Origin of the sequence: Enterobacter sp. 03-F-07-AD-ECC (assembly GCF_047530935.1) — a bacterium.
GTDB lineage: Bacteria > Pseudomonadota > Gammaproteobacteria > Enterobacterales > Enterobacteriaceae > Enterobacter > Enterobacter cloacae.
The window spans coordinates 57,470-70,475 of the sequence record NZ_JBLKBZ010000009.1 but is presented as its reverse complement, the minus strand read 5'-3'; the positions used below and the strand labels follow the sequence as shown (position 1 = coordinate 70,475).

Below are 13,006 nucleotides of genomic sequence, written 5' to 3'. Positions count from 1 at the left end.
TTAACGTGCCCTGGATAATTCACGCTACCGACAGCATGCCTGCAGCGGAAAAATGACAGGTTTACTTGTTAGGGGGATGTAACCGGTCTGCCCTGATGATAACACGACAGAGGGGTAGCGCAACCGCAGACAGTGCGCTTAGCCAATGTATGATAAACTCGGAATATTAAGAGGTAGCTACGTAACAGTACGCCCAATATGTGGTAGCGCTTACATCCTTATCCTGGCATCAACATGAGGGACGTTAATGCCTGATTTCTTTTTCTTTATTAACGAAGTGCTCTGGGGTTCGATAATGATATACCTGCTTCTGGCAGCAGGTATATGGTTTACGTTACGCAGCGGTTTTATCCAGTTTCGTTATATCCGCAAATTTGGCAGAAGTCTGAAAAACAGCGTCACGCCACAACCCGGTGGATTAACCTCGTTCCAGGCGCTGTGCACCAGCCTTGCGGCACGGCTTGGCAGCGGTAACCTGGCGGGGGTCGCGCTGGCTATCAGCGCCGGTGGGCCGGGGGCGGTTTTCTGGATGTGGGTGACGGCAATTATCGGCATGGCAACTTCCTTTGCCGAATGCTCTCTCGCCCAGCTCTACAAAGAAAAAGATCATCATGGCCAGTTTCGCGGTGGCCCTGCCTGGTACATGGCGCGCGGCTTAGGGATGCGCTGGATGGGCGTGCTGTTCTCGCTTTTCTTACTCGTCGCCTATGGCCTGATTTTCAACACCGTCCAGGCAAATTCTGTCGCCCATGCCCTGCGCTATGCCTTCGCCTGTCCGGAATGGCTCACCGGCGCGGGGTTAGCCCTCTGCATACTGCTGACCATCTCTACCGGTCTTAAGGGTACAGCCCGCCTGATGCAGTGGCTGGTTCCCATTATGGCCTTGCTCTGGGTTGCGGCCAGCCTGCTGGTCGCTGCGTTGCATATCGACCAGGTGCCGGATGTGATTGCGACCATTTTCAGCAGCGCCTTTGGCTGGCGTGAAGCGGCTTCGGGTGCGCTGGGCTATACCTTTAGCCAGGCGCTGATGGCGGGTTTTCAACGCGGTATGTTCTCTAACGAAGCCGGAATGGGGTCTACCCCCAATGCCGCGGCGGCGGCCGCTTCCTGGCCCCCTCACCCGGCCGCGCAAGGCATTGTGCAAATGATTGGCGTCTTCACGGACACGATTATTATCTGCTCCTCCAGCGCCATGATCTTGCTGCTGGCAGGCCCAATCTCTCACTCAACGGAAGCCGGCGGGATACAGCTTCTTCAGCAGGCGCTGGTGAACCTTACCGGTGGCTGGGGAGCGGGATTTGTTTCGCTCATTCTGCTGTTGTTCGCCTTCAGCTCAATGGTCGTCAATTACCTTTACGCCGAGAACAACCTCATTTTCCTGAAGCTCAACTCTCGCCCCATGCTCAACCTGTTGCGCCTGGGCATGTTGCTGATGGTCATCGTGGGTTCTCTGCTTAGCATGCCGGTGGTCTGGCAACTGGCGGACGTGATTATGGCGCTGATGGCGATCACCAACCTGACGGCGATTTTGCTGCTCTCGCCCGTAGTCACCCTCATCGCCCGGGACTACCTTCGCCAGCGTAAGCTGGGGGTTCCGCCGGTGTTTGACGCCTCGCGCTATCCCGAAATCAAGTCGCAGATTGCGCCCGGCACGTGGGATGATTTGCCGCGGCAATAACAGCTATCGATCAATTCAGGGCGATTTTTTGCTAAAGTCGCCTTAAATTTCCTGCAAGGACTGGATATGCTGATTCTGATTTCACCTGCAAAAACGCTCGACTACCAGAGCCCGCTCGCGACCGAGCGTTATACCCAGCCTGAACTGCTGGACTACTCGCAACAGCTGATTCACGAGGCGCGTAAGCTCTCCGCGCCGCAAATCGCCTCGCTGATGAGCATCAGTGATAAGCTCGCCGATCTCAACGCGACCCGCTTCCATGAGTGGCATCCTGACTTTACTCCTGCGAATGCGCGCCAGGCGCTTCTGGCCTTCAAGGGCGATGTCTATACCGGCCTGCAGGCAGAAGAGTTCAGCGAAGCCGATTTCGATTTTGCCCAGCAGCATCTGCGTATGCTTTCAGGCCTGTACGGCGTGCTGCGCCCGCTGGATCTGATGCAGCCCTATCGTCTGGAGATGGGCATCCGCCTGGAAAACGCCAAAGGCAAAGATCTGTACCATTTCTGGGGCGACATTATCACCGATAAGCTGAACGCAGCCCTGCACGCGCAGGGGGATAACGTGGTGATTAACCTCGCCTCCGATGAATACTTCAAATCGGTGAAGCCGAAGAAGCTCGATGCGGAAATTATTAAACCGGTCTTCCTTGATGAGAAAAACGGCAAGTTCAAGGTCATCAGCTTTTATGCCAAAAAAGCGCGTGGCCTGATGAGCCGCTACATCATTCAAAACCGCCTGACGAAGCCAGAGCAGCTCACCGGATTCAACAGCGAGGGGTATTTCTTTGACGAGGAAGCGTCAGGGAAAGGGGAACTGGTGTTTAAGCGCCACGAACAGTAAAAAAACACCCCCGCCTGCTGGCGGGGTTTGTATTAGTGATGCTTCCAGTCCGGGCCTGGTCGGTGATCATCGTGGCGGTGGTCATGACGATCGTCACGATCGCGATGCTCATCATGTGGACGCCAGTGGTTATCGCGCCACTCATAATGCGCCTTCCACCAGTCATGGTCGCGCCAGCGGCCGCCGTCCCAGTAATGGCCGTTATTATCCCGATCGCCAATCTGCAGTTTGACCGCCGGAACCAGGGTGATTTCGGATGCCTGTACCGCCATGGGAGCGACCAGCATCAGTGAAAGCGCAATCAGCGCAGGTTTCAGTTTAGACATCGGTGACTCCTTATGATTCTTGCCCAACGTGGGCCGATGTAAGGAGATTACGTGAGGGGAACCGGGGATGTTATTCTCTGCAATCCTAAACGCTAAGTGACCGCATTTATTGGGAATTTCTGCTTTTTCCCTGCTATTTTTCTCCTTATTTTCTTCACAAAAAAGCCGGGTGATGCTTCGCTTACCCGGCCTACGATTGAGATTGTTGCAGGCCCGGTAAGCGCAGCGCCACCGGGCAAAAAATCACGCTCGAGTCATCATCAGCTTACGCAGCGCGGCAAAATCCGCTGGCAGCTCATGAGAGAGCAGCGGCAGGTCAGCGCGATCCGCCAGCTCTTTCGGCAGCGGCAGCGTTTCACCCAGAATCTCTTCCACGCTCTCTTTGAATTTTGCCGGATGCGCCGTCCCCAGGAACAGGCCATACTCGCCAGGATTCAGCTGGTCGCGCAGCGCACGGTAAGCAATCGCCGCATGCGGTTCAGAGGTATACCCCACCGCTTTCAGCTCACGCATAGTGCTTTTGGTGGTTTCATCGGTGACCGCCGCATAGCCCAGATCGCCCAGACGCCACACTTTACGGCGGAACAGCTCTTCCACGCGCGGCCAGTTGTTTGGCTGTGACACGTCCATCGCGTTAGAGAGCGTCGCCTGGGTCGCGTTCGGCGCCCATTTACCGTCTTTCAGGAAGCGTGGCACGGTGTCGTTGGCGTTGGTCGCCGCAATAAAGCGTTTCACCGGCAGCCCGAGGGATTTCGCCAGCAGGCCCGCGGTCAGGTCGCCAAAGTTTCCGCTCGGTACCGAAACCACCAGCTGATTACGCGCCTCTTGCGGCAGTTGGGCAACCGCTTCGAAGTAGTAGCAAATCTGCGCCAGCAGACGGCTGATGTTAATGGAGTTAGCAGAGTTGAGCCCCAGCGCGGCCTTCAGTTCTTCATCATCGAAGGCCTGTTTCACCAGCGCCTGACAGGCATCGAAGTCGCCATCTACCGCCACGGTTTCAATGTTGCCGCCGAGGGTGCAGAACAGTTTTTCCTGGAGCGGGCTGATCTTGCCTTTCGGGTAGAGGATCACCACGCGGACGTTCTTCAGACCGTAAAAAGCATGCGCCACGGCGGCACCGGTATCCCCGGAGGTGGCGGTCAAAATGGTGACCGGCTTGTCGCCGCTGATGTGGGTAAGCATCTGCGCCATAAAGCGGCCGCCGAAGTCTTTAAACGCCAGCGTTGGGCCGTGGAACAGCTCCAGACAGCCCACATCCGGCTCAACCTGCTGAACCGGTGCCGGGAAGGCGAACGCCGCACGTACGCGCTCTTCCAGCAACTCCTGCGGGATTTCGTCGCCGATAAACGCAGACAAAATTTTTGTGCTGCGAGTGACAAAGTCCTGCTTCAGCAGCTCATCAATGTCGGTCAGCGGGAATTCAGGGAGATCGTGAGGGAAGAACAGCCCCTGATTTTTGCCCAGTCCCTGAGTCACCGCCTGCGCGAAGCTGACCTGCTCGTTATGATCTTTCAGATTGTAGAGTTTCATTCGTTATCCCAGTACTCGTGCGCCAGCCGTGTCCAGACGGCAAATATGAACAAAGCCTTCCTGATTTTGCAGGTAGTGTTTAGAGAGCCAGTCCGCCACGCGCTGCGCGGTGTCTGGCTTATCGCACAGGGCGAACAGCGTCGGGCCGGAGCCGGAGATGCCGCACGCCTGCGCGCCAATATCAAGCGATGCCTGTCGCGCCTCATTAAAGCCAGGCAGCAACTTCGTACGATACGGTTCGGCAATCACATCTTTCATCAATTTCGCCGCCAGCTGTGGCTGACGGGTATAACAGGCGTGAATAAAGCCTGCCAGATGACGCCCGTGGGCGATGCAGTCCTGACGGCGATACTGCGCAGGCAGGATCGCCCGCGCTTCCGCAGTAGACACTTTGATACCCGGGTAGGCCAGCACCCACAGCCACTCATCAAACCCTGGCACCTGCTGGCTGATGATGCCATTTTCTTCGATCATCAACTGCATACCGCCGAGGAAACACGGCGCGACGTTATCGTAGTGGATACTGCCAGAGATGCGGCCTTCCAGCTCACCCATTAACCCCAGCAGACGGCTATTGTTCAGGGGTTTGCCGCAGTGCTCATTCATCGCCACCAGCGCGGCCACAACAGAGCAGGCACTTGATCCCAGGCCAGAGCCAATCGGCATACTTTTTTCCAGCGTCATGGCGACCGGCACGTTTTTCCCGATCTCCTGACAGAAACGCTCCCAGCACTGATAGACAATATTCTCGCGCGGTTCGGACGGCAGCTTGCTGGCAAAACGTCCCACGTTATTCAGGCTGAAGCTTTCTGCTGCTTCCACCGTGACCGTATCGCCCAATAGTGAACCGTCCACCGGCGTCACCGCCGCACCCAGCACATCAAACCCGACGCTCATATTGGCGCTGGAAGCCGGGGCATAAACTTTGACCATGTTAAACTCCTAACTTCCATGACAGGGTACGCAGCAGATCGGCAAACACACCCGCCGCCGTAACATCGTTCCCTGCGCCATAGCCGCGAAGCACCAGCGGCAATGGCTGATAATAGTGGCTGTAAAACGCCAGGGCGTTTTCGCCGTTTTTGACTTTGTACAGCGGATCGTTGCCATCGACTTCGGCAATCTTCACCCGGCACACGCCATCTTCTTCAATGTTGCCAACATAGCGCAATACCTTACCTTCATCACGGGCTTTCGCCACGCGTGCGGCAAAAGCGTCATCCAGCTGCGGTAAATTATCCATAAAGGCGCTGACGTCACCGCTGCTGTCAAATTCAGCCGGCAGCACGGGTTCTATCACGATATCGGAAAGCTCCAGCTCACGGCCCGTTTCGCGCGCCAGAATAAGCAGTTTGCGCGCCACGTCCATACCGGAGAGATCGTCACGCGGATCCGGCTCGGTGTAGCCCAGTTCACGCGCGGCGCGGGTTGCTTCTGAGAGGCTCATCCCTTCATCCAGCTTACCGAAAATAAAGGACAGCGAACCGGAGAGAATGCCGGAGAAACGTTGCAGTTCGTCGCCCGCATTCAGCAGGTTCTGCAGGTTTTCGATAACCGGCAGGCCCGCCCCCACGTTAGTGTCGTACAGGAACTTGCGACGCGATTTGCTCGCCGCCAGACGCAGCTGGTGATAGTAATCCATCGACGAGGTGTTGGCCTTTTTGTTCGGCGTGACCACGTGGAAGCCTTCGCGCAGGAAGTCCGCGTACTGATCGGCAACCGCATGGTTCGACGTACAATCGACAATCACCGGATTCAGCAGGTGATACTCTTTCACCAGACGGATCAGACGCCCCAGGTTGAACGGCTCTTTTGCCTCGTTCAACTCGGCCTGCCAGTTTTCCAGGTTCAGCCCGTGAACGTTGGTCAGCAGCGCTTTTGAGTTGGCGATCCCGCAGACGCGCAGATCGATATGCTTCTTCTTCAACCACTCCTGCTGACGCTTCACCTGCTCCAGCAGCGCACCGCCAACGCCGCCCACGCCAATCAGGAACAGCTCAATCACCTGATCGGTGTTGAACAGCATCTGATGAACCACGCGTACGCCGGTAGTCGCGTCATCGTTATCAACCACCACCGAAATAGAACGCTCGGATGAGCCCTGGGCAATCGCCACGATATTAATATTGGCACGCGCCAGCGCGGCAAAGAATTTGGCGGAGATACCGCGCAGCGTGCGCATACCGTCGCCAACCACGGAGATAACCGCAAGACGTTCCTGAATGGATAACGGCTCCAGCAGCTCTTCTTTCAGCTCCAGATAGAACTCTTCTTCCAGCGCACGACGGGCGCGCAGGCAGTCACCCTGCGGCACGCAGAAGCTGATGCTGTATTCCGATGAGGACTGGGTGATCAGCACCACAGAGATCCCGTTGCGTGACATTGCGGCAAACACGCGCGCCGCCATGCCAACCATCCCTTTCATACCAGGCCCGGAGACGCTGAACATTGCCATGTTGTTGAGGTTAGAGATGCCTTTCACCGGCAGGCCATCTTCGTCGGTGCTGGCGCCAATCAGCGTGCCAGGCGCTTGCGGGTTACCGGTATTTTTAATCAGGCAAGGGATCTGGAACTGGGCAATGGGGGAGATGGTACGAGGGTGAAGCACTTTCGCGCCGAAGTAGGAAAGCTCCATCGCCTCCTGGTAAGACATCGACTTCAGCAGCCTGGCGTCCGGTACCTGGCGCGGGTCGCAGGTGTATACGCCGTCAACGTCAGTCCAGATCTCGCAACAGTCCGCGCGTAAACAGGCGGCCAGCACGGCAGCAGAGTAATCAGAGCCGTTACGGCCCAGCACCACCAGTTCACCCTTTTCATTGCCGGCGGTGAAGCCCGCCATCAGGATCATATGGTCAGAAGGAATTTTGCTCGCAGCGATGCGGCGGGTTGATTCAGCAATATCAACGGTGGATTCGAGGTAGTGGCCCACCGCCAGCAGTTTTTCAACCGGATCAATCACCGTGACGTGATGCCCGCGCGCTTCCAGCAGGCCCGCCATGATGGCGATAGAGAGTTTCTCACCGCGGCAAATTAACGCCGCGTTGATGCTGTCCGGGCACTGACCCAGCAGGCTGATACCGTGCAGCACATGTTTAATCTGGGCAAATTCTTGTTCTACGAAGGCTTTCAGCTGTACGAGCGGGAAACCTGGCTGTGCCTCCGCCAGTCCCTGCAGCAGCTCGGCGAAGATACGCTCGGCATCGCTAATGTTCGGAAGTGCATCCTGACCGCCAATGGTCTTTTCAATCATCGCCACCAGGTGGTTAGTGATTTTTGCCGGCGCAGAGAGAACGGTCGCGACCTGTCCCTGCCTGGCGTTGCTCTCCAGGATATCGGCAACACGCAGAAAGCGTTCTGCATTTGCCACTGATGTACCGCCGAACTTCAACACTCGCATGGTTCTACCTCGTTTCCTTTAGCCGAAAAAAAAGCCCGCACTGTTCAGGTGCGGGCTTTTTTCTGTTTTTCCTGTACGCGTCAGCCCGCATCGTTACCTGTGGTAATGATGATGGTTGTGGTAATGGTGGTGATGCTGATGCGTTTCATGGATGTTGTGTACTCTGTCATTATTATCTGTCTGTGCTGTATTCTTTTAGGGTTAAAGGATCGGGCACCTTAAGTCAATGAATTTTTAATTTGATCACAATTCAGCGGATTCTTACGTCCCGCTGCGTGCAGATTTATTTTCATCCGATTCCGCCAGAGGCAACCCTTAACGTCAGACGCTTACGCCATAGTAAAAACTTATGGCAGCATTTTACTCGGATAATTTTTTTTCGATATCGTGCAGCAAACGGTGCAGCATTGCCGTATCGCGCTGCTCCAGACGCCCAAGACGCTGCTGCAGCCAGTCAGCCATTTTTTGATCATCCGCCACACCAAGTTGCATCAGCAGGTTGTCAACGCGCGTACGCAGCGCGGCCAGTTGGTTTTCGTCGGTACCCACCGCTGGCGGTTGAGGAATTTGTATTAAGGACGCTAATTGATAGCAATAGACCATCACCGCCTGGCCTAAATTCAGGGACGGATAATCCGCGACCATTGGAGCCCCCGTCAGCACATCCGCGAGCGCCAGTTCGTCGTTTGTTAATCCTGAATCTTCCCGCCCAAACACCAGCGCCGCTTTTTCCAGCCACTGGCTTTTCTCGCTCATCATCGGTACCAGTTCCGCTGGCGTGGCGTAATAGTGGAACTTAGCCCGACTGCGCGCCGTGGTCGCAACGGTAAACGAAATATCGTGCAGCGCGTCGGCGAGCGTGTCGTAAGTGGTTATATTATCAAGAATATCGCCCGACCCGTGCGCCACCCAACGCGCCGCGGGCTCCAGGTGAGCAGCGCTGTCCACAATACGCAAATCGGTGAACCCCATGGTCTTCATGGCACGCGCCGCAGCGCCTATATTTTCAGCTCTGGCTGGCGCGACCAGTACAATCGACAGATGCATTTATGCTCTCTTTTTAATCAGTTAGCGGGGATTAATGTGATGCGCGTCAACATATTACGCGGCGCGAATTTACAATTTTGCAACACAAATCACCGAAATAGCGTTTCATAACAAATTAAAAGCGCTAAACTATTTTGTAGCTGAACAATCATTTAGAATGTTAACAGAACCTGATTATCCTTATGTTTTATAATGATAATGACAGGGTGAATACGCGATTTAAGTTGGATTCGTAACGTTTATCAATCAAGATCCGCAACTAGTTGGTTTATTGAAAAATTGTGACAAAGGCTAGCATTTAGCTATGATGATTTCATCAAACTGTTAACGTGCTACAATTGAACTTGATATATGTCAACGAAGCGTAGTTTTATTGGGTGTCAGGTGTCACTTAGCCTGTTATGTTGCTGTTAAAATGGTTAGGATGACAGCCGTTTTTGACACTGTCGGGTCCAAAGGGAAAGTACCCACGACCAAGCTAATGATGTTGTTGACGTTGATGGAAAGTGCATCAAGAACGCAAATACGTACTTTAGTCACGTTAGCCCGGTCATGTTAATTTGCGACATGCATCAGGCAGGTCAGGGACTTTTGTACTTCCTGTTTCGATTTAGTTGGCAATTTAGGTAGCAAACATGCAGACCCCGCACATTCTTATCGTTGAAGACGAGTTGGTAACACGCAACACGTTGAAGAGCATTTTCGAAGCAGAAGGCTACGATGTCTTTGAAGCGACCGATGGCGCAGAGATGCATCAGATCCTTTCTGAAAATGATATCAACCTGGTCATTATGGATATCAATCTGCCAGGTAAAAACGGCCTTCTGCTGGCGCGCGAACTGCGTGAACAGGCGAACGTCGCATTAATGTTCCTGACAGGCCGTGATAACGAAGTTGATAAGATCCTTGGCCTGGAAATCGGTGCGGATGACTACATCACCAAACCGTTTAACCCACGCGAGTTAACCATTCGTGCACGCAACCTGCTGTCCCGCACCATGAACCTGGGTACCGTCAGCGAAGAGCGTCGTAGCGTAGACAGCTACAAATTCAACGGCTGGGAACTCGATATCAATAGCCGTTCACTGATCAGCCCGAACGGTGAGCAGTATAAACTGCCGCGCAGTGAATTCCGCGCGATGCTGCACTTCTGTGAAAACCCGGGCAAAATTCAGTCCCGTGCAGAACTGCTGAAGAAAATGACCGGCCGTGAGCTGAAGCCACACGACCGTACTGTAGACGTGACCATCCGTCGTATTCGTAAACATTTCGAATCTACGCCAGATACGCCGGAAATCATCGCCACGATCCACGGCGAAGGCTATCGTTTCTGCGGTGACCTGCAGGAGTGATCCCGCAGTCAGCACCATAAAAAACGGCGCTTTCGCGCCGTTTTTTTTATTCCCGCCACGGCATAATCGGCACCGCGCTAATCGCGTTTTTCGGTGAGCCTTCCACTACTTTGTCGGAGTAGGCAAGGTAGGCCAGGGTGTTACGCTTAGCATCATAAAAACGCACCACCTGCAGCTTTTTGAAGACCAGCGACGTCCGTTTCTGGAACACCACATCCCCCTGCGCTTTGCCGTTTTTGATTTTCTCGCTCAGTTCAACCGGCCCGACCTGCTGGCAGGAGATGGCCGCATCGGATGTATCCTCGGCCAGCCCCAGACCGCCTTTAATCCCCCCGGTTTTTGCCCGGCTAACGTAGCAGGTAACGTTTTTCACATCCGGATCGTCAAACGCCTCCACCACAATTTTGTGGTCCGGCCCAAACATTTTAAACACGGTATCGACAGAACCAATCTGTTCCGCCTGCGCCGCGCGGCCCGCTATCAGCAGTAAGGCTGTTAAGAGCAATGTCTTATATTTCATATTGTTACCATTTCTTAATATTACGTTGAGCGATTATTCAACACGTTAGACAAAAATGTAGCAAGATCACAGGATTAGAATATATTCACCCAAAACGCAGGACAAAAAGCATTAATGAGCAAAAAAAACACTGAATGCTAAAACATCAAAAAATGCTATTATCCGCTAACCTGTTATCAGGCACCTGCTGTTTTAAGGATGAGGATAGTATATGGATCAGGCTGGAATTATTCGCGACCTGCTAACCTGGCTGGAAGGTCATCTTGACCAGCCTTTGTCACTGGATAATGTGGCGGCTAAAGCAGGCTATTCCAAGTGGCATCTGCAAAGGATGTTCAAGGATGTCACCGGTCATGCTATCGGTGCCTATATTCGCGCACGTCGTTTATCTAAATCTGCGGTGGCCTTACGCCTGACCGCGCGGCCCATTCTTGATATTGCCCTGCAGTATCGTTTCGACTCGCAACAAACGTTCACCCGAGCCTTTAAAAAACAGTTCTCGTTGACGCCAGCACTCTATCGCCGTTCACCTGACTGGAGCTCATACGGTATGCGCCCGCCGCTGCGTCTGGGCGAGTTCGCCATGCCGAAGTACGAAATCATTACCCTGCCGGAAACCCATTTGATCGGTACGACACAGAGCTACACCTGTTCTCTGGAGCAGATTTCTGAGTTCCGCCATCAAATGCGCGTTCAGTTCTGGCGCGACTTCCTGAGCCATGCCCCGGCGATCCCGCCTATCCTGTATGGTCTCAACGAAACGCATCCAAGCCAGGAAAAAGACGACGAGCAGGAGGTGTTCTACACCACCGCGTTAACGCCGGAAATGGCCAATGGCTATATTCAGGGCTCTAAACCGGTCGTGCTGGAAGGCGGAGAGTATGTGATGTTCTCCTACGAAGGGCTGGGAACGGGCGTACAGGAATTCATCCTGACCGTTTACGGAACATGCATGCCTATGCTGAACCTGAATCGCCGTAAAGGTCAGGATATTGAGCGCTACTACCCGGCAAGCGATGCGAAACCGGAAGAAGGCCCCATTAATCTGCGGATGGAATTCTTAATCCCGATCCGTCGTTAGCGCTGCAGTTCATCCAGTGCAGGGGCATCAAGATGCGAAATGTCCCCTGCCATCTCAACGACCCATCCCGACGCCAGCCACGCGCTTTCCTGATAATCAATACGGGAAATAGAGCAGTTGCGCAGACGCAAACGGCGCTCCGCATAGGCCGGTAACCCCAGAATGGTGCTGACCAGACATCCCAGCGCAATCCCGTGACTCACCAGCAGTGGACGGCTTCCGGTGGGCAGCTTCAGGCATTCCGCCAGCGCAGCATGCATACGCACGCTCAGCTCCTGCATGGATTCGCCCTCAGGGATACGGCCATCCTCGGTACCGTTAACCAGCGTGCGACGCCAGCCCTCTTCCGTTTCCGTCAGCGTATCGATATGGCGTTTTTCGAGCACCCCCATATCCAGCTCGCGCAGGCGCGGTTCAAGCAGCACATCACAACCACAGGCATCAGCAATAATGCGCGCCGTCTGCTGCGTGCGACCTAAATCGCTGGTGATGACATGGGTAATGCCCAGCGTTCTGGCACGTTCTGCCACCTGCCACGCTTGCTGCACACCCTTTTCAGTGAGAGGACTGTCGGACTGGCCTTGAATACGTCGCTCGGCGTTCCACTGCGTTTCACCGTGGCGAACAAGGTATACCTGTAACATGCTTTTTTTCCGTTATACTGCGATGAGTTTTTTTGAATCGAGCTTAATTATGCACCATGTTGTCTCTGCTACCACCAATCCTGCCAAAATTCAGGCAATTCTAAGGGCATTTGAAGAGATTTTCGGCGAAGGATCCTGCCATATTGATGCCGTCGGCGTCGAGAGTGGCGTTCCTGAACAGCCGTTTGGCAGCGAAGAAACGCGCGCTGGCGCACGAAATCGCGTGTTAAATGCGAAAGCGGCCGCACCCGGTGCCGACTTCTGGGTCGCCATTGAAGCGGGAATTGACGAAGGCGCGACGTTTAGCTGGGTGGTTATCGAAAGCCGTGAACAGCGCGGTGAAGCACGCTCGGCCACCCTGCCGCTGCCGGACATCATTCTGGAAAAAGTGCGCGCAGGCGAAGCGCTCGGGCCAGTGATGTCTCAATACACCGGCATTGATGAAATAGGCCGTAAAGAAGGGGCGATTGGCGTCTTTACTGCTGGCGCGCTTACGCGCTCAAGCGTTTACCATCAGGCGGTGATCCTGGCGTTAAGCCCGTTTCATAACGCCATTTATCGTTGAACGTGTAGGCCGGATAAGGCGCAGCC

Annotated in this window: 14 protein-coding genes and 1 other annotated feature; of the genes, 5 read left to right on the top strand and 9 right to left on the bottom strand. The window is 54.4% G+C overall.

Annotated features, from left to right (window positions below; genetic code table 11):
- Window positions 1-247 precede the first annotated feature (247 nt).
- Both ACMWKA_RS15255 and yaaA read left to right on the top strand, forming a co-directional pair.
- Complete coding sequence (locus tag ACMWKA_RS15255) at window positions 248-1,678, top strand: alanine/glycine:cation symporter family protein (RefSeq protein ID WP_029882677.1); 1,431 nt, start codon at window positions 248-250, stop codon at window positions 1,676-1,678.
- Between the two features lie 66 nt (window positions 1,679-1,744).
- Window positions 1,745-2,518: a peroxide stress protein YaaA gene (gene yaaA, locus ACMWKA_RS15250; RefSeq protein WP_013095513.1), complete on the top strand. Its 774-nt coding sequence runs from the start codon at window positions 1,745-1,747 to the stop codon at window positions 2,516-2,518.
- A 32-nt stretch (window positions 2,519-2,550) separates the two neighbouring features.
- On the opposite strand, the gene ACMWKA_RS15245 is transcribed toward yaaA, so the two are convergent.
- From ACMWKA_RS15245 to yjjY, 7 genes are all read right to left on the bottom strand, one after another.
- Window positions 2,551-2,844, bottom strand: coding sequence for a DUF2502 domain-containing protein (locus ACMWKA_RS15245; protein ID WP_013095512.1), 294 nt, complete (start codon window positions 2,842-2,844; stop codon window positions 2,551-2,553).
- 243 nt (window positions 2,845-3,087) lie between these two features.
- Complete coding sequence (gene thrC, locus ACMWKA_RS15240) at window positions 3,088-4,374, bottom strand: threonine synthase (protein WP_040020120.1); 1,287 nt, start codon at window positions 4,372-4,374, stop codon at window positions 3,088-3,090.
- A gap of 3 nt (window positions 4,375-4,377) precedes the next feature.
- On the bottom strand, window positions 4,378-5,307 hold the full coding sequence (thrB, locus tag ACMWKA_RS15235) for a homoserine kinase (RefSeq protein ID WP_013095510.1): 930 nt from the start codon (window positions 5,305-5,307) through the stop codon (window positions 4,378-4,380).
- Window position 5,308: 1 nt separating this feature from the next.
- Window positions 5,309-7,771 carry a bifunctional aspartate kinase/homoserine dehydrogenase I gene (thrA, locus tag ACMWKA_RS15230; RefSeq protein WP_414760390.1) on the bottom strand — a complete coding sequence of 821 codons (2,463 nt, stop codon included), beginning with the start codon at window positions 7,769-7,771 and terminating at the stop codon, window positions 5,309-5,311.
- 24 nt (window positions 7,772-7,795) lie between these two features.
- Window positions 7,796-7,913: a sequence feature (Thr leader region), on the bottom strand.
- A complete protein-coding gene (gene thrL, locus ACMWKA_RS15225; protein ID WP_015572623.1) occupies window positions 7,852-7,920 on the bottom strand; it encodes a thr operon leader peptide in 69 nt (22 codons plus the stop codon). It overlaps the preceding feature by 62 nt.
- Before the next feature lie 211 nt (window positions 7,921-8,131).
- Window positions 8,132-8,818, bottom strand: coding sequence for a tRNA/rRNA methyltransferase (locus tag ACMWKA_RS15220; RefSeq protein WP_150057578.1), 687 nt, complete (start codon window positions 8,816-8,818; stop codon window positions 8,132-8,134).
- 399 nt (window positions 8,819-9,217) lie between these two features.
- Window positions 9,218-9,358, bottom strand: a complete 141-nt coding sequence (gene yjjY, locus ACMWKA_RS15215; RefSeq protein ID WP_414760389.1) for a protein YjjY — start codon at window positions 9,356-9,358, stop codon at window positions 9,218-9,220.
- A gap of 95 nt (window positions 9,359-9,453) precedes the next feature.
- Between yjjY and arcA the strand changes: the two genes are divergently transcribed.
- Window positions 9,454-10,170, top strand: coding sequence for a two-component system response regulator ArcA (gene arcA / locus ACMWKA_RS15210; protein ID WP_003856501.1), 717 nt, complete (start codon window positions 9,454-9,456; stop codon window positions 10,168-10,170).
- 46 nt (window positions 10,171-10,216) lie between these two features.
- Here the strand turns inward: arcA and creA are convergent, their stop codons facing one another.
- Entirely contained in the window at window positions 10,217-10,690 is a 474-nt protein-coding gene (gene creA, locus ACMWKA_RS15205; RefSeq protein ID WP_013095506.1) for a protein CreA, read from the bottom strand.
- A gap of 211 nt (window positions 10,691-10,901) precedes the next feature.
- Between creA and robA the strand changes: the two genes are divergently transcribed.
- Window positions 10,902-11,771, top strand: a complete 870-nt coding sequence (robA, locus tag ACMWKA_RS15200; RefSeq protein WP_013095505.1) for an MDR efflux pump AcrAB transcriptional activator RobA — start codon at window positions 10,902-10,904, stop codon at window positions 11,769-11,771.
- Here robA and gpmB read toward each other — a convergent pair.
- Entirely contained in the window at window positions 11,768-12,415 is a 648-nt protein-coding gene (gene gpmB / locus ACMWKA_RS15195; protein WP_095455068.1) for a 2,3-diphosphoglycerate-dependent phosphoglycerate mutase GpmB, read from the bottom strand. The genes robA and gpmB overlap by 4 nt on opposite strands.
- A 49-nt stretch (window positions 12,416-12,464) precedes the next feature.
- On the opposite strand from gpmB, the gene yjjX reads away from it, so the two are divergent.
- Window positions 12,465-12,980, top strand: coding sequence for an inosine/xanthosine triphosphatase (gene yjjX / locus ACMWKA_RS15190; protein ID WP_045292821.1), 516 nt, complete (start codon window positions 12,465-12,467; stop codon window positions 12,978-12,980).
- Window positions 12,981-13,006: the final 26 nt, after the last annotated feature.